The 23,517-nt window shown below is 70.6% G+C and carries 21 protein-coding genes; 7 read left to right on the top strand and 14 right to left on the bottom strand.

All coding sequences use genetic code 11. The annotated features are described in order from the left end of the window. Positions 1-462 (top strand): beta-eliminating lyase-related protein (locus ACEUEL_RS18500; protein WP_405708419.1); only part of this gene is annotated, 462 nt, incomplete at its 5' end. A 34-nt stretch (positions 463-496) separates the two neighbouring features. Here ACEUEL_RS18500 and ACEUEL_RS18495 read toward each other — a convergent pair. Together ACEUEL_RS18495 and ACEUEL_RS18490 are read right to left on the bottom strand one after the other, a co-directional pair. Beyond that, positions 497-1,747: a cell wall hydrolase gene (locus ACEUEL_RS18495; RefSeq protein WP_405708417.1), complete on the bottom strand. Its 1,251-nt coding sequence runs from the start codon at positions 1,745-1,747 to the stop codon at positions 497-499. A gap of 177 nt (positions 1,748-1,924) precedes the next feature. Beyond that, positions 1,925-2,929, bottom strand: a complete 1,005-nt coding sequence (locus tag ACEUEL_RS18490) for an L-threonylcarbamoyladenylate synthase (RefSeq protein ID WP_405708414.1) — start codon at positions 2,927-2,929, stop codon at positions 1,925-1,927. 197 nt (positions 2,930-3,126) lie between these two features. Between ACEUEL_RS18490 and ACEUEL_RS18485 the strand changes: the two genes are divergently transcribed. Beyond that, on the top strand, positions 3,127-4,056 hold the full coding sequence (locus tag ACEUEL_RS18485) for a histone deacetylase family protein (protein WP_405708411.1): 930 nt from the start codon (positions 3,127-3,129) through the stop codon (positions 4,054-4,056). Positions 4,057-4,127: 71 nt separating this feature from the next. Next, the gene (locus ACEUEL_RS18480; protein ID WP_405708408.1) at positions 4,128-4,376 is read left to right on the top strand and encodes an exodeoxyribonuclease VII small subunit; all 249 of its coding nucleotides are present in this window, start codon (positions 4,128-4,130) and stop codon (positions 4,374-4,376) included. A 108-nt stretch (positions 4,377-4,484) separates the two neighbouring features. Here the strand turns inward: ACEUEL_RS18480 and ACEUEL_RS18475 are convergent, their stop codons facing one another. The 4 genes from ACEUEL_RS18475 to ACEUEL_RS18460 all read right to left on the bottom strand — a co-directional run bounded on the left by ACEUEL_RS18475 (position 4,485) and on the right by ACEUEL_RS18460 (position 6,979). Next, entirely contained in the window at positions 4,485-4,769 is a 285-nt protein-coding gene (locus ACEUEL_RS18475) for a DUF3303 domain-containing protein (RefSeq protein WP_405708405.1), read from the bottom strand. Between the two features lie 12 nt (positions 4,770-4,781). Continuing rightward, on the bottom strand, positions 4,782-5,036 hold the full coding sequence (locus tag ACEUEL_RS18470) for a DUF1272 domain-containing protein (RefSeq protein ID WP_405708403.1): 255 nt from the start codon (positions 5,034-5,036) through the stop codon (positions 4,782-4,784). Positions 5,037-5,114: 78 nt separating this feature from the next. Next, positions 5,115-5,702, bottom strand: coding sequence for a protein-S-isoprenylcysteine O-methyltransferase (locus tag ACEUEL_RS18465; RefSeq protein ID WP_405708400.1), 588 nt, complete (start codon positions 5,700-5,702; stop codon positions 5,115-5,117). Next, the gene (locus ACEUEL_RS18460; RefSeq protein ID WP_405708397.1) at positions 5,699-6,979 is read right to left on the bottom strand and encodes a lipase family protein; all 1,281 of its coding nucleotides are present in this window, start codon (positions 6,977-6,979) and stop codon (positions 5,699-5,701) included. Before ACEUEL_RS18460 ends, ACEUEL_RS18465 begins: the two co-directional genes overlap by 4 nt. Positions 6,980-7,234: 255 nt before the next feature. Between ACEUEL_RS18460 and dxs the strand changes: the two genes are divergently transcribed. After that, complete coding sequence (gene dxs, locus ACEUEL_RS18455; RefSeq protein ID WP_405708395.1) at positions 7,235-9,148, top strand: 1-deoxy-D-xylulose-5-phosphate synthase; 1,914 nt, start codon at positions 7,235-7,237, stop codon at positions 9,146-9,148. Positions 9,149-9,154: 6 nt separating this feature from the next. On the opposite strand, the gene ACEUEL_RS18450 is transcribed toward dxs, so the two are convergent. The 3 genes from ACEUEL_RS18450 to ACEUEL_RS18440 all read right to left on the bottom strand — a co-directional run bounded on the left by ACEUEL_RS18450 (position 9,155) and on the right by ACEUEL_RS18440 (position 10,450). Continuing rightward, positions 9,155-9,346 (bottom strand): hypothetical protein, encoded by a 192-nt coding sequence (locus tag ACEUEL_RS18450; protein ID WP_405708392.1) that lies wholly within the window; start codon positions 9,344-9,346, stop codon positions 9,155-9,157. 290 nt (positions 9,347-9,636) lie between these two features. Next, the gene (locus ACEUEL_RS18445; RefSeq protein ID WP_405708390.1) at positions 9,637-10,143 is read right to left on the bottom strand and encodes an A24 family peptidase; all 507 of its coding nucleotides are present in this window, start codon (positions 10,141-10,143) and stop codon (positions 9,637-9,639) included. Positions 10,144-10,279: 136 nt separating this feature from the next. Beyond that, positions 10,280-10,450 carry a Flp family type IVb pilin gene (locus ACEUEL_RS18440; RefSeq protein WP_405708387.1) on the bottom strand — a complete coding sequence of 57 codons (171 nt, stop codon included), beginning with the start codon at positions 10,448-10,450 and terminating at the stop codon, positions 10,280-10,282. Positions 10,451-10,826: 376 nt separating this feature from the next. On the opposite strand from ACEUEL_RS18440, the gene ACEUEL_RS18435 reads away from it, so the two are divergent. The 3 genes from ACEUEL_RS18435 to ACEUEL_RS18425 all read left to right on the top strand — a co-directional run bounded on the left by ACEUEL_RS18435 (position 10,827) and on the right by ACEUEL_RS18425 (position 12,663). Continuing rightward, positions 10,827-11,291: a pilus assembly protein N-terminal domain-containing protein gene (locus tag ACEUEL_RS18435; RefSeq protein ID WP_405708384.1), complete on the top strand. Its 465-nt coding sequence runs from the start codon at positions 10,827-10,829 to the stop codon at positions 11,289-11,291. 161 nt (positions 11,292-11,452) lie between these two features. Continuing rightward, positions 11,453-12,079, top strand: coding sequence for a TadE/TadG family type IV pilus assembly protein (locus tag ACEUEL_RS18430; protein ID WP_405708381.1), 627 nt, complete (start codon positions 11,453-11,455; stop codon positions 12,077-12,079). Further along, on the top strand, positions 12,076-12,663 hold the full coding sequence (locus tag ACEUEL_RS18425; RefSeq protein WP_405708379.1) for a TadE/TadG family type IV pilus assembly protein: 588 nt from the start codon (positions 12,076-12,078) through the stop codon (positions 12,661-12,663). The genes ACEUEL_RS18430 and ACEUEL_RS18425 overlap by 4 nt, the downstream gene beginning before the upstream one ends. 12 nt (positions 12,664-12,675) lie before the next feature. On the opposite strand, the gene ACEUEL_RS18420 is transcribed toward ACEUEL_RS18425, so the two are convergent. From ACEUEL_RS18420 to ACEUEL_RS18400, 5 genes are all read right to left on the bottom strand, one after another. Beyond that, on the bottom strand, positions 12,676-13,176 hold the full coding sequence (locus ACEUEL_RS18420; RefSeq protein WP_405708376.1) for a retropepsin-like aspartic protease family protein: 501 nt from the start codon (positions 13,174-13,176) through the stop codon (positions 12,676-12,678). Positions 13,177-13,206: 30 nt separating this feature from the next. Next, complete coding sequence (locus ACEUEL_RS18415) at positions 13,207-14,127, bottom strand: transglutaminase family protein (protein ID WP_405708373.1); 921 nt, start codon at positions 14,125-14,127, stop codon at positions 13,207-13,209. After that, on the bottom strand, positions 14,124-16,640 hold the full coding sequence (locus tag ACEUEL_RS18410) for a circularly permuted type 2 ATP-grasp protein (RefSeq protein ID WP_405708370.1): 2,517 nt from the start codon (positions 16,638-16,640) through the stop codon (positions 14,124-14,126). Before ACEUEL_RS18410 ends, ACEUEL_RS18415 begins: the two co-directional genes overlap by 4 nt. 160 nt (positions 16,641-16,800) lie before the next feature. Next, positions 16,801-20,112 (bottom strand): transglutaminase family protein, encoded by a 3,312-nt coding sequence (locus ACEUEL_RS18405; protein WP_405708367.1) that lies wholly within the window; start codon positions 20,110-20,112, stop codon positions 16,801-16,803. A gap of 186 nt (positions 20,113-20,298) precedes the next feature. Continuing rightward, positions 20,299-23,469: an efflux RND transporter permease subunit gene (locus ACEUEL_RS18400; RefSeq protein WP_405708364.1), complete on the bottom strand. Its 3,171-nt coding sequence runs from the start codon at positions 23,467-23,469 to the stop codon at positions 20,299-20,301. Positions 23,470-23,517: the final 48 nt, after the last annotated feature.

Here is a 23,517-nt window from a genome sequence, read left to right as displayed (position 1 = left end):
GTCGACGTGCTGTGCTTCGGCGGCACCAAGAACGGCATGGCGGTGGGCGAGGCGGTGATCTTCTTCGACACCGCGCTGGCCGCCGATTTCGACTATCGCTGCAAGCAGGCGGGCCAGCTCGCCTCCAAGATGCGCTTCCTCTCGGCGCCCTGGGTCGGGCTTCTGGAAACCGGCGCCTGGCTCGCCAATGCCCGCCACGCCAATGACTGCGCCACCTGGCTCGCCGCGCAGCTGTCCGGGCTGCCGGGGGTGGAACTGCTGTTTCCGGTCGAGGCCAACGCGGTCTTCGTCAAGGCTCCGGCCGAGGTGCTGGAGGAACTGCGGGCGCGCGGCTGGCGCTTCTACACCTTCATCGGCGGTGGTGCCCGCTTCATGTTCGCCTGGGATGCCGATCCCCAGCGTGTCGCGCGGCTCGCCGCCGATATCGAGGCGGCCGCCCGCGCTCACGCCGGCGTAGCCTGACGAGGCGCGCCGGTCCGTCGCGAGGGCTCGCCCGTCATCCCTCCCAGCGGCGCGGGCGGTAGAAGGTGTGGTCGCCGACCCGATCGAGTTTGCGCATCTCGCGGATCCAGTTCGGGCGCACCGACATGGCGTGGTAATGCGTCGCCTTGCCGATGCCGTTGTCCCAGACGTGCCCGTCCAGCATGTCGGCGGCGATGCGCTGCGCCTGCTTCCACATCTCCGGCTCGGTGACCACGTCGCGGATGTTGTCGCAGGCGAAGGTGAACTGGCAGGCGAGCTTGCGGTTGGCGTTCTGGTAGACCGCGCGGCAGATATCGGCGGGGTAGTAGCCCGAGAACACCCGGTTCAGCACCACCTGCGCGACGCCGACCTGCCCCCGTTCCGGCTCCCCGCGGCTCTCGAAATACACCGCCTCGGCGAGGCACTTCTCGGCGCGCTCGCGCCGGCGGCCGTCGAGGCCGAGGCGCTGGGCCGGGCTCAGCGGCGTGGCGTCGGCTCCCGTCACCTCGCCCTTCGCCGCGACGCTGCTGCTGTCGGCGTCGAGATGCTCGAAGCGCTGCGGCGGCAATTCGGCGGCGCCGGTGCCGAAGATGAAGGCCGGATCATGGTAGATCGGCCCCGATACCGGCGCGGAGGCGAGGATGACCGGCGCTGCGGTCGCCGCGTCCGCCCGGTTCGACGGGCCGATGGCGAGGTCGCCGGGCGTCGCCTGCCCGGCCGGACCGATGTCGGGTTCCGCGGCCTCCGCGAGGATCATCGCCCCCTCCGGCGCGGCGTCGCGCGCGCCCTCGACCATGGCCACCGCCTCGTCGCCCGCCTCGATCTCGGCGGGATCGCCGGTGGGATCGCCGGCGGAAACCTCGGCGAGGAGCGCCTGCGCCTGCGTTTCGGTCTCGATGACGGCATCGTCCGTTCCCGTGCCGGCCGGGCCTGAAGCGGCGGCGGTCGAGGCCGGCCCGGCGAAGGTGCGCTGCCGGTCGCCCGCGACCGGGAGCGGCAGGCGGTCGGCCTTGGCCGCGCGGTTGACGTCGGTGGCGAGGAGAATGCGGGACGGGGGCGGCGGCAGGGCCGCGCCCAGCGGGCTCGGCCAGGCGAAGGTCGCCATCTTGAGCGCCTTGGCGGAGCCGGTCACCGACAGCACGCGGGCGCGCTCGGCGATCCCCGGCTGGCGCGCCAGGTAGCCGGCAATATCCTGCCGGCCGATGGTCGTACTCCCGCCGGCGATCAGCAACCCGGTGAAGCTGAGAAGGACGCCGAGTCGCCGACGCCGACGTGAGACACGCATGACGCAACGCCTACGCAACAGGAACGCATGGTCTAGGAACGTCTGCTTCGCCACGACCCGCCGTGACATCCGGGGCACAGGGAATGCCTCGAATGCGAAGCATCATGGTTGTCGCGCATTAACGTTGAGGCGGGGTTAACGCCGCGACGATGATCGCCCGATCGGGCGGGGCGCTTGTCAGCGCGGGGCGGCGGCGCGGGCCAGCCGGTCGCGGATGGCCTCTCCCAGCCCCTCGGCGGGGATGGGCGTCACGGCGATGCCGGCGGCGCCGCTGGCGTCGAGCGCGCGCAGATGGGCGAACAGGTTCGCCGCCGCCTCCACCGTGTCGCCGGCCGGGCTGAGGTCCAGCACCGCGACGGCCGTGTCGCTGCCGGGCGGCCGCGCCCCGCCGAAGGCGAGCAGCGCCTCGCCCGGCTTCACCTCGGTGGCATCGAGCCGCACGCCGGCGCGCGGCGCATAATGCGAGGCGAGCATTCCCGGCGCCAGCGGCGCGGAGCCGCTCGACGCCCGGCGGCGCGGCAGTCGTGCGCCCAGCAGCGCCTCGATCCGCGCCCGGTCGAGCCCGCCGGGGCGCAGCAGCACCGCCGTGTCGCCGGTGGCGTCGACAATCGTCGATTCGACGCCGACCGGGCAGGGGCCGGCATCGAGCACGACGTCGACCGCGCCGTCGAGATCGGCGAGCACATGCGCCGCGCTGGTCGGCGAGACATGGCCGGAGCGGTTGGCGCTCGGCGCGGCCAGCGGCCGCCCGACCGCGGCGATGAGCGCCCGCGCCGCCGGATGCGCCGGCAGGCGAATGGCCAGCGTCGGCAGTCCGGCGCGGGCGAGATCGCACACGGCGCCCTCGACCGCCGGCACGACGAGCGTCAGCGGTCCCGGCCAGAACGCCGCGGCGAGCCGCTCGGCGACGGCGCCGAACCGGCCGATGCGGCGCGCGGCGTCGAGATCGGGCACATGCGCGATCAGCGGGTTGAAGGAGGGCCGCCCCTTCACCGCGTAGAGCCGGGCGATGGCGGCGGGATCGGTGGCGTCCGCCGCGAGCCCGTATACCGTCTCGGTCGGCATCGCGACCAGCCCGCCCGCCCGGATCGCCTCCGCGGCGGCGGCGATCCCGTGTGCGTCCGCCGGCAGCACGCGCGTCGCGACACGCGCCGTCTCGGCAGGGCGGACTCCAGCGCTCACGTGATTTTCCTCAAGGCCGGTCGAAGCGCGGCGTGATAGGCGCGGGAGGCATGCCGGTCAAGCGCGTGGGCCGCCCGGCCGGGCCGAAAACCGGCCCCGGGCGGCGCGGCGCGCTGGCCTGCGGCCGATCGGTGGCATATCGTCCACCTCGAACACGAGGCGCTGTCGCAACGCGCCGCAATGCCCCAGGGAGCGCCATGTCCACCTTGCTCGTCACGCACGACGCCTGCCTCGATCACCTCACCCCGCCCGGCCACCCCGAGCGGCCGGACCGCGTGCGGGCGCTGGCGCGCGTCTTCGAGCAGGAGCAGTTCGCGCTGCTGGCGCGCGAGCAGGCGCCGCTGGGCGCGCGCGAGGACATTCTGCGCTGCCATCCCGAGGACCTCATCGCCGCGCTCGAAGAGGCGATGCCGCGCGAGGGTCTGGTGCGGATCGACGGTGACACGGTGATGTCGCCCGGCACCGGCGAGGCGATCTGGCGCGGGGTGGGCGGTTCGGTGCTGGCGGTCGACGAGGTGCTCGCCGGGCGCGCCCGCAACGCCTTCGTCGCCATGCGCCCGCCCGGCCACCATGCCGAGACGCGCACGCCGATGGGCTTCTGCTTCTTCAACAATGTCGCCGTCGCCGCCCGCCATGCGCAGAAGGTGCACGGCATCGGCCGCGTCGCCATCGTCGATTTCGACGTGCACCACGGCAACGGTTCGCAGGAGATCTTCTGGTCGGACGAGAGCGTTATGTACGCCTCCACCCACGAGATGCCGCTGTTCCCGGGCACCGGCGCCTTGAGCGAGCGCGGCGTCTACGACAACATCGTCAACGCGCCGCTGCGCGCGGGCGACGGCGGCGAGCGCTTCCGCGAGGCGTTCGAGAGCCGCATCCTGCCCCGCCTCGAAACCTTCGGCCCGGAGCTCCTCATCATCTCCGCCGGCTTCGACGCGCATGTGCGCGACCCGCTGGCCAACATCAACCTGCTGGAGGGCGACTTCACCTGGGTGACGCGCAAGCTGATGGACGTCGCCGAGCGCCACAGCGGCGGGCGCATCGTCTCGGTGCTGGAGGGCGGCTACGACCTCGAGGGCCTCGCCAAGTCGGCCTCCGCCCATGTCACCGCGCTGATGGGCTGCTGAGGCGCGCGCTCCGGGGCAGGCGAATCGCCGGCGATCGGCTATAGAGACCGCTCACGCGAGGGAGGCACGACATGGCCGAGACCAATGCGGATGTGGCGGCGCTGAGCTTCGAGAAGGCGCTCGCCGAGCTCGAGGCCATCGTCGGCAAGCTCGAGGGCGGCAACGTGCCGCTCGAGGAATCGATCGCGCTCTATGCCCGCGGCGAGGCGCTCAAGGCGCGCTGCGACGCGCTGCTGAAGGACGCCGAGGCGCGGGTCGAGAAGATCACGCTGGGCGCCGACGGCAAGCCGGCCGCGCTGGCGCCGCTCGACGGCGAATAGAGCAATTTCCGCACAAGTGTGCAGCGGTTCTGCGAAAGGAATTGCGTAAAATCAAAGAGCTAGAGCATGTCCGGTGAACCGGGGTTCGCCGGACATGCTCTAGCCGGCTCAATCGCCGTCGAGATGGGGCGCGACGAGCGCCCGAGTCTCGGCGCTCGGCACCACCGGCACGATCTCGAGGCTGACGCCGCTGCCGCGCCAGTGCAGCACCCATTGCTGCAGCAGCCGCGCGTCGTCGCATTCCATGAGCTGGAAGCAGCGGCCGAAATTCGCCTCGATCCAGCTGTCGCGGTAGACCAGCCCCTCGGGCAGGCCGCGCCCGGCGTCGCGCAGGCGCTGGTAGACCGGGATCATGTCCTGGTCGCGGAACGTCTCGATCACCATGAACAGCATGGCCCGGCCTCGCTAGGCGGCGCTGCGCGTGCCGCAGCCCTCCGGCTTCAGCACCCGCGTCGTCGAGGCCGGGTGGCGGTCAAGCGCCGCCGCGGGCCGCACCGGCCGGCGCACCAGCTCGCCGGCGCAGTTCGGACAGGTTCCGCCGAGGACGCCGGTCGCGCAATCGATGCAGAACGTGCATTCGAAGGTGCAGATCATCGCCTCGCGGCTCGCGGGCGGCAGGTCGCGATCGCAGCACTCGCAGTTCGGACGCAGTTCCAGCATGACGCCTCCGGCAGGTTGGGCGGAGCGGATATGACGGCCGGATCAGAGCACGGCGGGTGTCCGCGGGCGAGTCCCGTGTCAGAACACGCCCGGCACGATCCGCGCGGTGCGGGCGCTGTAGGCGCGGTATTCCTCGCCGAAGGTGTCGAGCATCATCGCTTCCTCGCGCCCCACCCGGAACGCGAACAGGATGCCGAAGCCGATGAAGCCCGCCGGCCCGGCGATGAGGTTCGGGATCAGGATGAGCTGCGCCAGCGCCCACAGGAAGAAGGCGGAGTACATCGGATGGCGCACATGGCGGTAGACGCCGCCGGTGATCAGCTTGTGGGTGTCCTTGATCTCCAGCGTCACCGACCAGTTCTTGCCGAGGTCCTTGTGCGTGCGCCGGAACAGCCAGAGCGAGAAGCCGAACACGAGGGTGCCCAGCACGAGCTGCACGACCGTGAAGGGATAGTCGGCGAATTTCGGCGCGCCGGTGAAGACCCAGATGCCCGGAATGATGCCGAGCCCGGTGGTCGAGCAGGTGAGCAGGATGCGCTCGCGCAGCCGGTCGCGCTTGTCGACCACCTTCACCCGCTTCACCCGCCGCTCGAACGGGAAGCGGATGGCGTACCAGCCGAGGACGCCGATGCCCCAGACGATCTTGGCGATGAGGATGAGGTTCATGTCGGGTCCGTCGGCAATGCGTGGGTGGGCGGGTTGGCTGGCCCGTCCGGGGCGGGCGGGGGCAGCAGCGCCCCGTCCGGCGCGAAGCGGCGCAGCGGCCCGTCGCGGGCGATGACGAGGTCGTCGAACGGGACCGGGCCGAGCACGAACATGAAGTAGTCGTAATTGGCCCGCCGCTCGTTCGCGAGCAGGAACTGGTAGTGGATCCGCATCATCCGCCAGCGGATCCGGCGGAACTTGCGCGGCGTCAGCATCTGCTTGAAGGAGACGATGCGGATCACCGGCGAGCCGCGGTCGGGGCCCCAGCCGTCCTGCCCCTTGGCGATCATGGTCAGCCGGACCGGGTGCACCTTGTAGAAGTTGATGGCGTCGTGCCGCGCCTGGAACTCCGCCCACAGCAGGCCCGGCATCGCCGCGACGCGGGCGGTCTCCTCGCGCACGCGGCTCCCCGCGGGGTGGAAGGCGAGCTTGGGCAGCGTCGCCCCGCAGGTGAGGAAGCGCAGCCGCACCGGTCCCTGCGCCAGCGCGGGGTCGATGGCGAGCGCCCGGCACAGCAGCGCGACGGCGAAGGTCGCGCCGAGGCTGTGCCCGACCAGCACCACCTCGTCGACGCCCTCTTCGCGCGCCTCCCGCATGCGCCGCACCAGCCGCTCCGCCAGCGCCTCGATGCGGGCCTCGACCGCACCGGCGCGCCCGTAGAGATAGTCGCGAGCGAGATCCCAGTCGTCGAGCGCCTGGTGCAGGTGCCAGCGCCGGCCCGGCCACCGGAACAGGACGAAAAAGGCCGCCACCGCGATGGCGACGCCCAGCAGGGCGGCCGGCAGCGCGGTCAGCAGGGGAGCGGCGAGGCGGAAGCCGGCCCAGCCGGCGACGCCCGCGGCGGCGAGGAACAGGGCGACGCAGGCGAAGGGATAGAAGAAGAACAGCCCGTAGCGCAGATTGGTGCGCAGATAGCGCCAGGCGGCGCCCGCTTTCAGGAAATCCCACAGCGCCGAGAAGCCGCGCGCGAGCCGCACCCGGTCGGGGCGCGCATCGAGATGGCGCACGATGTCGTCCCAGCGCAGGATCTCGTAGCGGGTTTCGGTGCGCCAGTTGGGGCCGGCGGTCGCCGCCGACCACTGCGCGGCATGGGCCTCGCCGCCCTCGCCGAGGGCCGAAACCTGCGTCCGCGCGCCCCACAGTTCCGCGAAGCGCCCCGCCTGGTTCACGAAACGGCCGTGATGATAGGCCATGTCGGTCGGGTCATGGCCCGGCAGCAGCAGCACGTAGCGCCGCATGACGGGGGTTTCCGGGGACATGGCGGCAGGGTCGTCCGCGCTCGCGGTGCGCGCGTCCTCCGCCAGTCCGTTCGCTGAGACACCGCCCGCCATGCCGCGGTTCTAACGGAGGGTGAGCGGGACGCCAATGGCCTTCGCCGACGCACGAGGCGCGGCGGGGGCGAAAAGGCTGCACATTGCGTGGCGGATCGCCATTGTGTATGCCACGGATGGATCATTCCGCCGCGTCAAAGTGACGACGCATCGGAGATATACGTGACGCGACCGTCGACTCCTCTCCTGGATACCATCCGGATTCCGGCCGATCTGCGCCGGCTGCCCGAATCGCAGCTTGCCGACCTCGCCGCCGAACTGCGCGCGGAGACGATCGACGCCGTCTCGGTGACGGGCGGGCATCTGGGCGCCGGCCTCGGCGTGGTCGAGCTCACCGTCGCCCTGCATTACGTGTTCGACACGCCGGACGACCGGCTGATCTGGGACGTCGGCCACCAGGCCTATCCGCACAAGATTCTCACCGGCCGGCGCGACCGCATCCGCACGCTGCGCCAGGGCGGCGGCCTCTCCGGCTTCACCAACCGGGCGGAGAGCGACTACGACCCGTTCGGCACCGGCCATTCCTCGACCTCGATCTCCGCCGGCCTCGGCATGGCGGTGGCGCGCGACCTCGACGGCGCCAAGCGCAACGTCGTCTGCGTGATCGGCGACGGCGCCATGTCGGCCGGCATGGCCTATGAGGCGATGAACAATGCCGGGGCGATGGATTCGCGCCTCATCGTCATCCTCAACGACAACGACATGTCGATCGCCCCGCCGGTGGGCGCCATGTCGGCCTATCTGGCGCGGCTGATCTCGGGGCGCACCTACCGCTCGCTGCGCGAGACGGCCAAGCAGCTCGCCCAGCGCCTGCCGAAGTTCTTCGGCCAGAAGGCGGCGCGCGCCGAGGAATTCGCCCGCGGCTTCTGGACCGGCGGCACGCTGTTCGAGGAGCTCGGCTTCTACTATGTCGGCCCGATCGACGGGCACAATCTCGACCACCTGCTCCCGGTGCTGCGCAACGCCCGCGACACGACCGAGGGGCCGATCCTCGTCCATGTCGTGACCCAGAAGGGCAAGGGCTACGCGCCCGCCGAGGCCTCCGCCGACAAGTATCACGGCGTGATGCGCTTCGACGTCGCCACCGGCACGCAGAAGAAGGCGATCTCCAACGCGCCGAGCTATACCCGCGTCTTCGCCGACAGCCTGATCACCGAGGCCCGGCACGACGACAAGATCGTCGCCATCACCGCTGCCATGCCCTCGGGCACCGGGCTCGACCTGTTCGCGCAGGAATTCCCCGGCCGCACCTTCGACGTCGGCATCGCCGAGCAGCACGCGGTGACCTTCGCGGCGGGGCTGGCGACCGAGGGCTTCAAGCCGTTCTGCGCGCTCTACTCGACCTTCCTCCAGCGCGCCTACGACCAGATCGTCCACGACGTCGCCATCCAGCGCCTGCCGGTGCGCTTCGCGCTGGACCGCGCCGGCCCGGTCGGCGCCGATGGCGCGACCCATGCCGGCGCCTACGACATCCCCATGCTCGCCTGCCTGCCCGGGATGGTGATCATGGCGCCGTCGGACGAGGCCGAGCTGACCCACATGGTGGCCACCGCCGCGGCCTATGACGAGGGCCCCATCGCCTTCCGCTACCCGCGCGGCGAGGGCGTCGGCGTCGAGCGGCCGGCGCGCGGGCAGGTGCTGCCGATCGGCAAGGGCCGCATCGTGCGCGAGGGCTCGACCGTGGCGCTGCTCTCGCTCGGCACGAGGCTCGCCCCGAGCCTTGTCGCGGCCGAGACGCTGGCGGGTCTCGGCCTGTCGGCCACGGTGGCGGATGCGCGTTTCGCCAAGCCGCTCGATCGCGAGCTGATCCTGTCGCTGGCGCGGCACCACGAGGTGCTGGTGACGGTGGAGGAGGGCGCCGCCGGCGGCTTCGGCGCCCATGTGCTGCAGCTTCTGGCCGAGGAAGGTGCGCTGGCCGGCGGCCTCAAGGTCCGCACGCTGGTGCTGCCGGATCGTTTCCTCGATCACGACAGCCCGGCGGCGCAGCTCGCCGAATCCGGGCTCGACGCCGACGGCATCGTGGCGGGGGTGATGGCGAGCCTCGGGCGCAGCGGCGAGGCCCAGCGCATCGCCTGAGGCGCGTCAGCGCGCCGGGGCCTGCATGGTCGAGACCTGCGCGGCGGGGGCGTCCGCGCTGTAGCGGGCGCCGAGGCCGGCCAGCACGGTAACGATGGCGATGGTGATCGCCGCGGCGATCAGGCCGTATTCGAGGCCGGTGGCGTGCGGGCGCGCGGCGAGCGCACCCCGGCGCCGATGGGCGAGGTTTCTCATCATATCGTCTCTGCTTGCGCTGTATTTTGTTGTATTCGCCAGGCGATACACACCGCGCCGGCGCTGTCTTCTTATGAGCACAGGCTAGGCTGCAGACCTTGACTGCGGGTTAAGGCAAGACGCCGTCGCGATCCGTGGTTAATGCTTTGCCACGCCGGGCGTTGGCGGACGCAACCTCACGTCCTGAAACGCGTCATCCCGGAACGGCCGTCGGCCGTATCCGGGATCGGAGGGGAGTGGACAGCGATCCCGGCTCTGGGGCCGGGATGACGAGGTTGATCCTCGAACAATCCTCAGCCGGCCAGCGCGTGCATCACCGCGCCGTGCGGATAGACCAGCAGGGCGGCGGCGGCGAGCGCGATGCCGTAGGGGATGCCGGTGGTCGGCGCGTGCAGGCGCGCGGCCCATTCCTGCTTCGCCAGCGTCAGCGGCAGCGCATAGCGGCGCACCATGAGGAGGGCGAGGGTGAGCGCACCGCCGAGGATGGCGGCGATCAGCAGGTAGTCGGCGAGCTGGCCGAAGCCGAGCCACAGCGCGGTGGCCGCCGCGAGCTTGGCGTCGCCGCCGCCGATCCAGCCGGCCGCGAACATCGAGAAGGTCACCGCGAGCACCACGAGGCCGGCGGCGAGATGCAGCCCGATTTCGGCGATCGGCATGCCGACCAGCAGGGCGACGGCGAAGAAGCCGGCCACCAGCGCCAGCGAGATCCAGTTGGCGATGGTCATGGTCAGGAGGTCGCTCGCGGCGGCATAGGCCATGAGGGCGGGGAACACCCCGAGAACCAGCATCTGCGCGAGCATGTGTCAGTCTCCTTCCGGCGCCCGCTGGTGGAAGCGGAGGCCTTCTGCCCTAGTCAAACAGAAAAGGCCCCGCGGGCGGGGCCTCTCCAGATCTGCGGTCAAAGGAGGCAAGGTATTTGCCTCCTAGCTGTTTGACTCAGCGGGGAGCAACCGCGCCGGAGATGTTCGTGAAGGTGTCGTTGAGGTTGCTGCCGGTCAGGTTGACCATGGCGACGATCACGACGGCGATGCCGGCGGCGATCAGGCCGTACTCGATCGCGGTGGCGCCGGACTCATTCTTGACGAAGCGAGCAACGAGGTTCTTCATGGTAATTCTCCTGGGATCCACTGTTTCTGCGCTCTCCCGTCGGGGCTCGTTTCGGCTCCCGCTCGGTTGATGGCAACAACCTACCCGTCACTTCTTACATTCGCGTTAAATTGCTTCGAATTTAGTCGTAAACACGGACGAGCGGCGGCGATTGGTTAGCGCCTGCTTAACGCGAAGACTTGCAATTGCCGCTTTCCGCGCAGACACAGGGTCTTGCGCCTATCCCGGCACCTCCCCGCTCGCTCGATGCCGCCCGCCACGCGCCGTATGGCTTGCCGGGCATGGTTAACCCGGCCCTGCCGTTAGCGAGATATTCACCATTCCCGGTGCCAAATACCGGCGAACCGTTTGGATTTCCGCGCTGACAGGTGCCCCGATGCCGCGCTTTTCCCGTCGCCTGCGCCGTCCGCTGGCCGTTGCCGCCGCCCTCGCCGCGCTCGGCGGGGCCGCCCATGCCGACGACGTCTCGGTCGAGCTCGACCAGGCGCGCCTGCTGCACCTGCCGGACGGCGTCGCGACGCTGGTCATCGGCAACCCGATGGTCGCCGACGGCACGCTCCAGCCCGGCGGCCTGCTCATCGTCACCGGCAAGAGCTACGGCCGCACCAACCTCATCGCCCTCGACCCCAAGGGCAAGGTGCTCGCCGAGCACGACATCACCGTCGGCCGCGTGCGCGGCGATACGGTCACTGTCTATCGCGGGGGCGCGCGCGAGACGCTGAGCTGCGCGCCCAATTGCGAGCCGACCGTCACGCTCGGCGACAACAAGGACATGTTCGACCTGAACTCCAAGCAGTTCACCGAACGCTCCAACCTCTCCACCGGCCGCACCAGCAACTGAGCGGGCGGGCGGCCGATCATGCTTAAGGAAGCGTGAACGTCGCCGGTCGCATTCTCCCTATAGGGCGAAACCGATTCGCAAGCCGCGTGCCGTATAAACGGGTCATGCGGTACTCCGGTCGTCCCGGCCGGCACGCCGCCCCCGATGCGAGCGCCGCCGCCATGAGCCCTGTCGTTTCGAGCCGCGAGCTGCCGAGCCGCGATCTGCCGAGCCGAACGCCGCCGAGGCCGGTGCGGCGGTCAGCCGCCCTGTCGCCCGCCGCCCTGCTGCGCCGCCGTTTCCGCCGCGACCAGGAGGGCGCGACGGCGGTCGAGTTCGCGCTAGTGGCGATCCCGTTCTTCGGCCTGATGTTCGCGATCATCGAGACCAGCTTCACCATGCTCGCGGGCCAACTGGTCGACACCGCGGTGATCGATGCCAGCCGGCTGGTGATGACCGGCCAGGCCGAGACCCAGAAATTCGACGCCGCCAAGTTCAAGGCGACGGTCTGCGCCAACGTGCCCTCCTTCATCGACTGCAAGGGCAAGGTCTACACCGACGTGAAGGTGCTCAGCGGCTATGGGGCGTCGCCCGCGATCCCGACCGACAAGGCCGGCAATTTCGATCCCTCCAAGGTCGGCTACCAGGCCAGCACCGCCGAGGACATCGTGATGGTGCGGGCCTATTACCGCTGGTCCGGCATCATCGCGTCGGTGGCGCGCAAGTTCGGCCTCGATTTCAGCAACCAGCCGGACGGTTCCACGCTGATCGTGGCGACCTCCGTCTTCCGCAACGAGCCCTACAAATGACCCCCGCCCTGTCCCGCTGGACGTCTTTCACGCCTTTCACGCGGCTGCCCTTCCTGCGGCTTGGCCGCGACCGGCGCGGCGTCGCCGCGGTCGAGTTCGCCCTGATCGCGCCGGTCATGGTGCTGCTCTATCTCGGCGGCACCGAGCTCACCCGCGTGCTGAGCGTCGACCGCAAGGTCAGCATGGCGGCCCGCGTCGCCTCCGACCTCGTCGCCCGGCAGACCAATTCGGTGATGAGCGCCGCCGAGCTCACCACCGCCCTCGACGGGGCGAGCGCCATGCTGGCGCCCTTTGGCACCGGGCCGCTCGGCCTCGTGGTTTCCAGCATCGTCATCGACGACAAGGGCAAGGCGACGGTGAGCTGGAGCGTCAGCCGCAACGGCAAGGCCCGCACCAAGGGCACCGCCGTCACCCTGCCGGCGGGCATCGCCGTGAACAGTTCCTCGCTGATCTGGGCCGAGGCCAGCTATGCCTATCCCGCCCTGTTCGATCTGGTGATCAAGAGCGGCACGCTGGACCTGTCCGAATCCTCCTACATGCGCCCGCGCAACCTCTCGCGCGTCTGCTACCTCGTCTCCTGCTGAGGCGAGCGGCGGTCAGCGCTCCAGCAGCAGCAGGCCGCCGCTCACCTCGAAGCGCTGCAGCCGGCGCAGGAAGCTCATGCCGAGCAGGTTGACCCCGAGCGCGCCCGGTTCCGCCACCAGCGCGTCGATGTTGCTGACCGTGATCGGCCCGACCCGCACCGAGGCGAGCCGCACCCGCCGCGCCCGCGCGATGCCGTTGGCGGTGGCCACACGGTCGTCGAAGCGGTCGGCCGGCCCGATGGCGCCGATGCGGCGGGCATCCTCATAGGTCAGCGCCACCACCGTCGCGCCGGTATCGACCAGCGCCTCGACGTCGCGCCCGTCGATCCGCGCCTGCACCAGGAAATGGCCGGACCGGTCGGCGGCGATCCGGTAGCTGCCGGAGGTCTCGGCCGCCGACGGCGCGGGGCGGGCCGGCGCGGTGGTGGGCGGGCCGAAGCGTGCGACGAGATCGGGCACCGCCAGGGCCGCCACCAGCACCAGGGCGGCGAAGATGAGCACCGGCTTCAGCATGGGCGGATCTCCGGCAGGGAACGAGGCCGCTCAGCGGCGGCCGTCCTCGGCGGGCGCTCGGCCGCGCCCGCGCTCGGCCAGCGGCACCACGTCGACTTCCACGGAAAGCCCCTGCCGTCCCGAGCCGAACAGCACGCCGCCCACCGGCGCGACGTCGGAATAGTCGCGCCCCACCGCCAGCACGACATGGTCGGCGCCGACGATCAGCGCATTGGTCGGGTCGAGCCCCTGCCAGCCGTTCTCCGCGCCGCACCAGACGCTCACCCAGGCATGGGTGGCGTCGGCGCCCTGCAGCCGCTCCTTGCCCGGCGGCGGCTCGGTGCGCAGGAAACCGCTGACATAGGCCGCCGGCAGGCCGAGACCGCGCAGGCCGGCGATCATGATGTGGGCGAAGTCCTGGCACACCCCGCGCTTGAGCTCGAACGCCCTCGCGGGCGGGGTGGAGACGTCGGTCGCCTTGGGGTCATAGGCGAAGTCGTCGTGCAGGCGCTGCATCAGGTCGATGGCCCCGGCGAGCACCGGGCGACCGGGCGGGAAGCTCGCCTGCGCCCACGCGGTGATCGCGTCGGTGAGATCGACCGCCGGGCTCGGGAACAGGTGGTGGACCGGCGACAGCGGTCCCGGATCCATCGAGCCCGCCGCCGCCTCGCGCACCACCTCCCAGGGCGGGGTGAGGGCGGCCTCCGGCGGCGGCACCGGCTCGACCTGCACGCGGGCATTGGTGCGCAGGGTGAAGCGGGTGTGCGGCGTCTCGATCTTGAGGTTCACCACCCGGTTGCCGAAGAAGTCGCTCGCCTCCGACCACTCGACCGGCTCCGGCGTCACCGCGAAATGGCTGGCGATCACCCGCTGGCCGGGGCGGTCGACCGGGATCATCCGCACCACATGGCGCGCCACCGGCACCGGATAGGCGTAGCTGTAGGCCGTGGTCTGGTGGATCTCGTAGATCATGCCAGTTGCTCCCACGGCGTCTCGACCGGCAGGCGGTGGATGAAGTAGCGCTCGGCGATGTCGTTGGAGAGTTCCATCAGCTGGGCGGCGATCTTGCGCAGCCGCTCGTCGTCGAATTCGTTGGCCTCGAACGCCTTCATGCCGGCGGCGAGGCGGGCGGCGAGGCGCTCCTCGGGCGGGGGCGGCTCGTCGCCGTGATGGCCCGGCAGCGCGTCGAGATGCTCCATGATGCGGTCGATCTGGAAGGCGAGCGAGCGCGGGTTGACCGGGTCGAGCAGCACGAGGTCGAGCACCGGCGCGCGGCTTTCCACCATCACATAGCGCGAGCGGTAGGTGATCTGGCTGTCGCACAGCTCCAGCAGCACGTCGAGCGCGCCCGCGCTCGCCTCGCCCCTGCCGAGCAGCCCGGCGAAGCGGCAGGTGGCGATGCCGCGCTCGATGCGCCGGCCGAGATCGAGGAAGCGCCAGCCGGACAGCCGGTTCATGTTCTCGGAGGCGAGGCCGGAGAAGGCGGCGAGCGCCCGCAGCAGCCGGTCGGCGCGCTCATAGGCGTCGGGCTCGGCGCTGGCCGAGGAGAGCGGCTCGTCCATCAGCACGAGGATGTCGGCGAGCGTGCGCCAGGCGTCGGGCGCCAGCCGGTCGCGGATCACCGAGGCGGTGCGCTGGGCGGCGTCCATGAGGTGCGGCAGCGAGCCCGGCAGGTCGCGCCGGGTCAGCGCGGCGACGACATGGCGCGGGGGATGCGGGCGCCCGCCCTGGGTCGTCGGCACCGCGCCCCAGGAATCGAGCAGCGAGAACAGCTGGTGCACCGTGCTGCCGCCACCCGCCTGCGAGGCGGACAGGCGCCCGACCAGCGTGCGGGTGAGCCGCGCCGTCGCCTCCGCCCGCTCCACATAGCGCCCGAGCCAGAAGAAGTTGTCCGCCGCCCGGCTCGGCAGCGGCCCGGTCTGGCGCCGCACATCCACCCGCCCCGGCGCCGGCAGCAGCGAGGTCTGCTCGACCGGGCCCTCGCCGAGCACCCAGACATCGGCGGAGCGGCCGCCGTCCTGCATGGTCACCGCCCGGGCGTCGAGGCTGTCGGAGACCCGGCAGAAGCCGCCGGGCATCACCTTCCAGCCCTCCTCGGTGGCGGCGAGGAAGATGCGCAGGATGAAGGGGCGTGCCTCCAGCCGGCCGTCGCGCCAGACCGGCATGGTGGAGAGCTTCACCGCCTCCTGCCCGATGATGTCGACGCCGCGGGTGCGGATGGTCGCCTCCAGCAGCGCCCGCTGCGCCGGTTCGAGGTCGGCACCGATCAGCGGGCCGTCCTCCATCAGCCCCGGCAGGCTGCGCCGGAAGGCGGAGGACAGCACGAGGTCGTCGAGCGAGGCCAGCACCTGCTCGCGCTCCGCCGCCTGCCCGCACCACCAGGTCGCGATGTTCGGCAGCATTGGCTCCACGCCCAGCACCTGCCGGCCGATGCGCGGCAGGAAGCCGAGCAGGGCGGGCGCCTCGACCACGCCGGAGCCGAGCGCGTTGACCACCGCGACGCCGCCCGCCCGCACCGCCTGGACGAGGCCGGGCACGCCGAGCCGCGAGCGCCCGTTCAGTTCGAGCGGATCGGCGAAGTTGGAATCGAGCCGTCGCAGCAGCACGTCCGCCCGCTTCAGCCCGGCGATGGTGCGGACATAGACCGTGTTGTCGCGCACGGTGAGGTCCTCGCCCTCGACCAGCACGAAGCCGAGATAGCGCGAGAGATAGGCGTGCTCGAAATAGGTCTCGTTGAGCGGACCGGGGGTGAGCAGGCCGACCCGGCCCTCGCCCGAGCGGTCGAGCTTGGTCAGGCTGGCGCGCATCTCGTGGAAGAAGCCGGCGAGCCGCACCACGTTGAGCGAGCGGGTGAGATCGGGCAGCGCCCGGCTCATGGCGAGGCGGTTCTCGAGCGCGTAGCCGGCGCCCGACGGCGACTGGGTGCGGTCGGAGAGCACCCACCAGCGCCCGTCCGGCCCGCGCCCGAGATCCGCCGCGTAGAGCTTGAGGAAACTGCCGCCGTGCGGATCGACGCCGACGAGCGGGCGCAGGAATTCCGGGCTGCCGGCCACCACCGCGGCGGGCAGGCCGCCGGAGGCGACGAGGTTGGCGGCGCCGTAGAGGTCGGCCAGCACGCCCTCCAGCATCTGCGCCCGCTGGATCAGGCCGCGGGCGAGGCCGCGCCATTCCTCGGCGTCGATGACGAGCGGCAGGTGCGAGAGCGGCCAGGGCCGCTCGCCGCCGGTGGGGTCGTCATAGACGCGGTAGAACACGCCGGAGCGGTGCAGGTGCCGGTCGGCGGCCCGGAAGCGCCGCTCCACCTCTTCGTGCCCCATCTCGGCCAGGGCGGCGAGCAGCGGCACCCAGTGCGGCCGGGGCCGCCCGTCGGCGTCGAGCATCTCGTCATGGGTGCCGGGCAACGGCCGGTAGCCGGCCAGCAGGGCCTCCACGGCGTCGGCTTCGAAGCGGCGCGTCAGCGCCTGCGGGTCGCTCCCCTTGAGCATCGTTCTTTTTCTCAGCACGCCGACGGCGCGTCCCCTGTCGTCCGCGTCCCCGTCGCGGTCGAACCCCCAGCGTTTCGCATAGCCGCCGGCCGCACAACCCCGTTGCGGCGAAAAACTGTACCGGGCGCCGGATCGGGCGGACCGATCCGGCGCGGGCCGGTCAGAGCCCCGGCGGGCGGCGCAGGTCGAGCGTCGCCGGGAATTCGGTGGAGGGTTCCTCCGGCGGCACGTGCAGGTAGCCCGGCGTGTGGCCGTGGTTCTGGAAGCGGGCGAGCCGGCGCGCCTGCGCCTCGTAGGAGTTCACCGGGAAGGTCTCGTAGTTGCGCCCGCCCGGATGGGCGACATGGTAGACGCAGCCGCCGAGTGACCGGTTCGACCAGAGGTCGACGATGTCGAAGGTGAGCGGCACGTGTACCGGGATGGTCGGGTGCAGGCCCGAGGCCGGCTGCCAGGCCTTGTAGCGTACGCCCGCGACATACTCGCCGAACCGCCCGGTCGGGTGCAGCGGCAGGCGACGCCCGTTGCAGGCGATGACGTGGCGGGTCGGGTTGAGCCCGTCCGCCCGCACCTGCAGCCGCTCGACCGAGGAGTCGACGAAGCGCACCGTGCCCCCGACCGCCCCTTCCTCGCCCAGCACGTGCCACGGCTCCAGCGCCTGCCGGATCTCCAGCGTCACGCCGCCATGCTCCACCTGCCCGTAATAGGGGAAGCGGAACTCGCGCTGCGCCTCGAACCAGGCGGGGTCGATGCGGTAGCCGGCGCGGCCGAGATCGTGCAGCACGTCCATGAAGTCGGCCCAGACGAAATGCGGCAGCATGAAGCGGTCCGCCAGCGCCGTGCCCCAGCGCGTCAGCTTGCCCTGCTGCGGCTCGCGCCAGAACCAGGCGATGAGCGCGCGCAGCAGCAATTGCTGGGCGAGCGACATGCGCCAGTCCGGCGGCATCTCGAAGGAGCGGAACTCGACGAGGCCGAGCCGCCCGGTCGGCCCGTCCGGCGAGAACAGCTTGTCGATGCAGATCTCGGAGCGGTGGGTGTTGCCGGTGACGTCGGTGAGCAGGTTGCGGAACAGCCGGTCGACCAGCCAGGGCGGCGGCGCCTGCCCGACGCCGGGCGGGGGCACGTTGGCCATGGCGATCTCGAGCTCGTAGAGCGCGTCGTGCCGCGCCTCGTCGATGCGCGGCGCCTGCGAGGTCGGGCCGATGAACAGGCCGGAGAACAGGTAGGACAGCGACGGGTGGCGCTGCCAGTAGGTGACGAGGCTCTTCAACAGGTCCGGCCGGCGCAGGAACGGGCTGTCCGCCGGGGTGGCGCCGCCGACCACCACGTGGTTGCCCCCGCCGGTGCCGGTGTGGCGCCCGTCCACCATGAACTTCTCGGTGCCGAGCCGGGTGAGGCGCGCCTCCTCGTAGAGATCGCGGGTGATCTCGACGCAGGTCTTCCAGTTCGAGGCCGGGTGCACGTTGACCTCGATCACGCCGGGATCGGGCGCGACGCGGATGACGTTGAGGCGCGGATCGACCGGGGGCGTGTAGCCCTCGATATGCACCGGCAGGCCGAGCTCGGCCGCCGTCACCTCGATGGCCGCGAGCAGTTCGAGGTAATCCTCCAGCCGCTCGGTCGGCGGCATGAACACGCACAGCCGCCCGTCGCGCGGCTCGATCGAGAGCGCGGTGCGCACCGCCCCCGTGCCGGTGAGGATCTGGTCGACCTGCTCCTGCGTCGGCTCGTCGCTATTGGTGCGGCGGTAGAGCTGGTGCAGCGCCTCGGCATCCGGCAGCTCGCCGGAAATGGCCATCGGGTCGGCCGGATTGACGTACGGATAGGCCGCCGGCGGCACCCAGGGCAGCGTCGCCAGCGGCAGCCGGTAGCCGACCGGCGAATCGCCCGGCACCAGAAACAGCTTGCCGCGCCGGAAGCTCCATTTCTCGGAGACCCAGCCGCGCTTGGAGCGCGCCTGCCAGCGCTGGACCGGGAGCACATAGCCGCTCGGGCGGGCGAGCCCGCGCTCGAACACCCGGGCGAGGCGCGCCCGCGCCTCGGGGTCCTCGATCTTGGAATCGAGCGCGTCGACATTCTCCGGCAGCTCGGCTTCCTTGAGGATCCAGTGGCCGGGATCCTCATAGGCGGCGGTGACGAATTCCTCGCCGACGCCCAGCCGCTCGGCGAGGTTGTCGGCGAAGGCCTCGGCCTGCTCGATCTGCGCGCCGCTCTGGCTCTCGGCGGCGATGAGGGCGGGGTCGCGCCAGATCGGCTTGCCGTCCTTGCGCCAGTAGAGCGAGAAGGTCCAGCGCGGCAGGCTCTCGCCCGGATACCACTTGCCCTGGCCGTAATGCAGCATGCCGCCGGGCGCGAAGCGCCGCCGGAGTCGGCGGATCAGGTCGTCGGCGCGCATGCGCTTGGTGGGACCGACGGCGGAGGTGTTCCACTCGGCTGCCTGGTAGTCGTCGATCGAGATGAAGGTCGGCTCGCCGCCCATGGTGAGGCGCACGTCCTGCTTGGCGAGGTCGGCGTCGACCCGGTCGCCCAGCGCGTCGAGCGCCGCCCACGCCTCGTCCGAGAAGGGCAGGGTGACGCGCGGATTCTCGGCGACGCGGTCGACCTCCATCACGAAGTCGAATTCCGTCTTCGTGTCGGGCGCGGCGGTGTAGCCGCCGGTGATCGGCGCCGCCGAGGCGTAGTTCGGCGTCGCGCAGAGCGGCAGGTGGCTCTCCCCGCACAAGAGGCCCGAGGTCGGGTCGAAGCCGATCCACCCCGCGCCCGGCAGGTAGACCTCGCACCAGGCGTGCAGGTCGGTGAAGTCGACCTCCGTGCCGGTGGGGCCGTCGAGCGCCTTCACGTCGGGGCGCAGCTGGATCAGGTAGCCGGAGACGAAGCGCGCGGCGAGGCCGAGCCGGCGCAGGATCTGCACCAGCAGCCAGCCGGAATCGCGGCAGGAGCCGGCGGCGAGGCTGAGCGTCTGGTCGGGCGTCTGCACGCCCGGTTCCATGCGGATCAGGTATTTGACGTCGTGCTGCAGGCTCTGGTTCAGCTCGACGAGGAAATTCACCGTGGGCGTGCCGGCCTTGGGCCGCCATTTCTCGACATAGGCGTCGAGCAGCGGGCCGCCCTCCTCCGCCTCGAGATAGGGGATCAGCTCCTTGGCGAGGTCGGCGGTGTAGGCGAAGGGCAGCGTCTCTGCATATTCCTCGACGAAGAAGTCGAACGGATTGTAGACCGTCATGTCGGCGATCAGGTCGACCTCGACGCGGAACTCGGTCGCCGGCTCGGGGAAGACGTAGCGCGCCATCCAGTTGCCGAACGGATCCTGCTGCCAGTTCACGAAGTGGTTGGCCGGCGTCACCTTCAGCGCATAGCTCTTCACCGGCGTCCGGCAGTGCGGCGCCGGCCGCAGGCGGATGATCTGGGGGCCGAGCGAGACCGGCTTGTCGTAGCTGTAGCTGGTGACGTGGTGAAGGCTGGCGAGAATGGTCATGGGTACCGACAATGCTGCAACGGGACGCGCGCGACAGGTTACGCGCGCGGTGCCGGGAAACCCAAACGGTTTCCGGCACCGTCCCCGGTGCACGCAGGATTCGTGCCGCCGGCCTCCCGCCACCATCGGCCGGGCGCGGGGACCCGCGCCCTCCGCCCGCCTATCGAAGCGACGGCCGCTGCCGCTTTATGAGGCGGCGGCGGGGTTGGACGGCTCGCTCGCCCGCGGCGGCGTCTTGCGCGCGACGCGCCATTCCTCGAAGCGCTGCAGCACCGTGTAGAAGGACGGCACGAACAGCACGGCGAGGCAGGTCGAGGCGAGCATGCCGGAGAACACCGCGATGCCGATCGACTTGCGCGAATTGGCGCCGGCGCCGGTGGCCAGCACCAGCGGCAGCACGCCGAGCAGGAAGGCGAAGGAGGTCATCAGGATCGGCCGGAAGCGCAGCCGCGCCGCCTCGGTCGCCGCCTCCATGATCTCCATGCCCTCCGCCCGTTTCTCGCGGGCGAACTCGACGATCAGGATGGCGTTCTTGGCCGAAAGCGCGATCAGGAGGATCAGGCCGATCTGGGTGTAGAGGTTGTTGGCGACGCCGAGCCCGGTCAGCGCCCCCACCGTGCCGAGCAGGGCGAGCGGCACCGCCAGCAGCACCGACAGCGGCTGGATCCAGCTTTCGTACTGGCCGGCGAGCACGAAATAGACCAGCAGGATGGCGAGGCCGAAGACGTAGTACATCTCGTTGCCGACCACCTTCTCCTGGTAGGACATGGCGGTCCAGTTGTAGCCCATGCCCGGCGGCAGCGTCTGCGCCGCCACCTGCTCCATGATCGCGAGCGACTGGCCGGAGGAGAAGCCGGGCGCCGGCGTGCCGATCACGGTCGCGGCCGGATAGAGGTTGTAGAGGGTGATCAGCGAGGGCCCGAGCACCGGCTTGATCTCGGCCAGCGTGCCGATCGGCACCATCTGCCCCGCCGGGGTGCGCACCTTCAGGTCGAGGATCTGCGCCGGCGTGACGCGGAACTGCGGCTCCGCCTGCACATAGGCCTGGAAGGTCTGGCCGAACAGGTTGAACTGGGTGACGTAGCTCGAGCCGACATAGCCCTGGATGGTCGCGAACACCTGGCCGACGGTGAGCCCCAGCGTCTCCGCCTTGATGCGGTCGATCGAGATGAAGAGCTGCGGGACGTTGGCGCGGAAGGTGGTGGTGAGGTGCTGCAGCGCCGACTGGGTGCCGGCATTCTCGGCGATCTGGCCGGTCACCGCCTGCAATTGCGGGAAGTCGAAGCTGCCGTCGCGCGATTCCACCATCATGTTGAAGCCGGCGGCGTTGCCGATGCCCTGGATCGGCGGGGGCGGCAGCACGAAGGTGGTCGCCCGCGTGACCTGCTCCATCGCCTTGCTGAGCGAGGTGAACATCTCCAGCAGGCCCTGGCCGACCTTGTCGCGCTCGTCCCAGCTCTTCAGCATCACATAGGCGACGCCGGCATTGGGCAGCGTCGCGTTGTTGTCGAGCACCGAGATGCCGGAAATGCCGATGACGTCCCGCACGCCCGGCGTCTTGCCGGCCAGATCGGCGATCTGCAGCATCACCTCGTTGGTGCGCTCCAGCGAGGCGCCGTCCGGCAACTGCGCGCCGATGATCATGTAGCCCTGGTCCTCGGTCGGCAGGAAGCCGGTCGGCACCCGGGTGAGGCCCCAGATGGCGACGCCGATCAGCACCAGCGCCACCGTCACGGTGAGGTAGCTCACCTTGACCATGTGGTGGATCAGCCCGGCATACCAGTGCTCGCACTTGTCGTAGACCGCGTTGAAGCCGCGGTAGAAGATGTTGCGCTTCTCCGGCGGCACCGGCTTGCGCAGCCACAGCGCGCACTGCGTCGGCTTCAGCGTCATCGCGTTGATCGCCGAGATCAGCGCCGTGGCGGCGATGACGAGGGCGAACTGCTGGTAGAGCTGGCCGGTCAGGCCCGGCAGGAAGGCGGCGGGCACGAACACGCTCATCAGCACCAGCGTGATGCCGATGATCGGCCCGAGCAGCTCGTCCATCGCCTTCTCGGCCGCCTGCCGGCCCGGCATCCCCGCCTCGATGTGGCGCGAGACGCCCTCGACGATGACGATGGCGTCGTCGACCACGATGCCGATGGCCAGCACGATGGCGAACAGCGTCGACAGGTTGACCGAGAAGCCCAGCGCTGCCATCGCCGCGAAGGCGCCGATGATGGTCACCGGCACCGTGGTGGCCGGCACCAGCATGGCCCGCCAGTCCTGCAGGAAGACGAGGATGACGATGAGGACGAGCAGGCCCGCCTCGAACAGCGTCTTGTAGACCTCGTTGATCGAGGCGTTGACGAACACCGTGGTGTCGAACGGCACGGCGTAGGACAGGCCCTGCGGGAAGTCCTTGGCGAGCACCGCCATCTTCGCCCGCACCTCCTCGGCCACCTGCAGCGAGTTGGCCTCGGGCAGCTGGTAGATGCCGAGCGCGGCGGCCGGCTTGCCGTTGAAGGTGAAGAACTGGCTGTACGTCTGGGCGCCGAGCTCGACCCGAGCGACGTCGCGCAGCCGGGTGATCTGCCCGCCATTGGCGTTGTCGACCTTGACGATGATGTTCTCGTAGTCGGCGGCGTCGTTGAGCCGGCCGGCGATGTTGAGCGTGTACTGGAAGTTCTGGCCCTTGGGCGTCGGCGGCATGCCGACCACGCCGGCCGCCACTTCCTGGCTCTGCTGCTGGATCGCCGAGATCACCTGGTCGGGGGTGAGGCCGCGCGCCTGCAGCTGGTCGGCGTTCAGCCAGACCCGCATGGCGTACTGGCCGGCGCCGAACACGTTGACGTTGCCGACGCCGTTCAGGCGGGCGATCTCGTTCTGCAGGTTGATGATGCCGTAATTGGCGAGGAAAAGGCTGTCATAGCGCCCGTCCGGCGAATAGAGCGTGACGAACTGCAGGATCGCGGTCGACTTGATCTGCGTCGTCACGCCCTGCACCTGCACCGTCTGCGGCAGCGAGGCCAGCGCGATGGCGACGCGGTTCTGCACCAGCACCTGCGCCATGTTCGGGTCGGTGCCGATGGCGAAGGTCACGGTGAGCGTGTAGCTGCCGTCCGAGGCGCTGGTCGACTGCATGTAGAGCATGCCCTCGACGCCGTTCACCTGCTGCTCGATCGGCAGCGCCACGGTGTCGACCAGGGTGCGGGCGCTGGCGCCCGGATAGAGCGTCGTCACCTGCACCGTGGGCGGCACGACGTTGGGATATTGCGCCACCGGCAGGTTGATCAGCGCGACGGTGCCGATCAGCACGATGACGAACGCCAGCACGTTCGACAGGACCGGCCGTTCGATGAAAAAGCGGGAGATCATGGAGCGCGCCCTGGGGGTTCGATCGGACCGTCGCGGACGGGGAGGCCG

The organism is Ancylobacter terrae, assembly GCF_045108345.1.
Taxonomy (GTDB): Bacteria; Pseudomonadota; Alphaproteobacteria; order Rhizobiales; family Xanthobacteraceae; genus Ancylobacter.
Note: the sequence above shows the minus strand (reverse complement) of the source record. Positions and strands in the feature narration are given on the sequence as shown.

Excerpts from the sequence above, each read along its gene's own strand:
- ACEUEL_RS18495 (WP_405708417.1), bottom strand. The coding sequence starts at position 1,747 with ATGCGTGTCTCACGTCGGCGTCGGCGACTCGGCGTCCTTCTCAGCTTC.
- ACEUEL_RS18485 (WP_405708411.1), top strand. The coding sequence starts at position 3,127 with ATGTCCACCTTGCTCGTCACGCACGACGCCTGCCTCGATCACCTCACC.
- ACEUEL_RS18480 (WP_405708408.1), top strand. The coding sequence starts at position 4,128 with ATGGCCGAGACCAATGCGGATGTGGCGGCGCTGAGCTTCGAGAAGGCG.
- ACEUEL_RS18475 (WP_405708405.1), bottom strand. The coding sequence starts at position 4,769 with ATGCTGTTCATGGTGATCGAGACGTTCCGCGACCAGGACATGATCCCG.
- ACEUEL_RS18470 (WP_405708403.1), bottom strand. The coding sequence starts at position 5,036 with ATGCTGGAACTGCGTCCGAACTGCGAGTGCTGCGATCGCGACCTGCCG.
- ACEUEL_RS18465 (WP_405708400.1), bottom strand. The coding sequence starts at position 5,702 with ATGAACCTCATCCTCATCGCCAAGATCGTCTGGGGCATCGGCGTCCTC.
- ACEUEL_RS18460 (WP_405708397.1), bottom strand. The coding sequence starts at position 6,979 with ATGCGGCGCTACGTGCTGCTGCTGCCGGGCCATGACCCGACCGACATG.
- ACEUEL_RS18450 (WP_405708392.1), bottom strand. The coding sequence starts at position 9,346 with ATGATGAGAAACCTCGCCCATCGGCGCCGGGGTGCGCTCGCCGCGCGC.
- ACEUEL_RS18445 (WP_405708390.1), bottom strand. The coding sequence starts at position 10,143 with ATGCTCGCGCAGATGCTGGTTCTCGGGGTGTTCCCCGCCCTCATGGCC.
- ACEUEL_RS18440 (WP_405708387.1), bottom strand. The coding sequence starts at position 10,450 with ATGAAGAACCTCGTTGCTCGCTTCGTCAAGAATGAGTCCGGCGCCACC.
- ACEUEL_RS18435 (WP_405708384.1), top strand. The coding sequence starts at position 10,827 with ATGCCGCGCTTTTCCCGTCGCCTGCGCCGTCCGCTGGCCGTTGCCGCC.
- ACEUEL_RS18430 (WP_405708381.1), top strand. The coding sequence starts at position 11,453 with ATGAGCCCTGTCGTTTCGAGCCGCGAGCTGCCGAGCCGCGATCTGCCG.
- ACEUEL_RS18425 (WP_405708379.1), top strand. The coding sequence starts at position 12,076 with ATGACCCCCGCCCTGTCCCGCTGGACGTCTTTCACGCCTTTCACGCGG.
- ACEUEL_RS18420 (WP_405708376.1), bottom strand. The coding sequence starts at position 13,176 with ATGCTGAAGCCGGTGCTCATCTTCGCCGCCCTGGTGCTGGTGGCGGCC.
- ACEUEL_RS18415 (WP_405708373.1), bottom strand. The coding sequence starts at position 14,127 with ATGATCTACGAGATCCACCAGACCACGGCCTACAGCTACGCCTATCCG.
- ACEUEL_RS18410 (WP_405708370.1), bottom strand. The coding sequence starts at position 16,640 with ATGCTCAAGGGGAGCGACCCGCAGGCGCTGACGCGCCGCTTCGAAGCC.
- ACEUEL_RS18405 (WP_405708367.1), bottom strand. The coding sequence starts at position 20,112 with ATGACCATTCTCGCCAGCCTTCACCACGTCACCAGCTACAGCTACGAC.
- ACEUEL_RS18400 (WP_405708364.1), bottom strand. The coding sequence starts at position 23,469 with ATGATCTCCCGCTTTTTCATCGAACGGCCGGTCCTGTCGAACGTGCTG.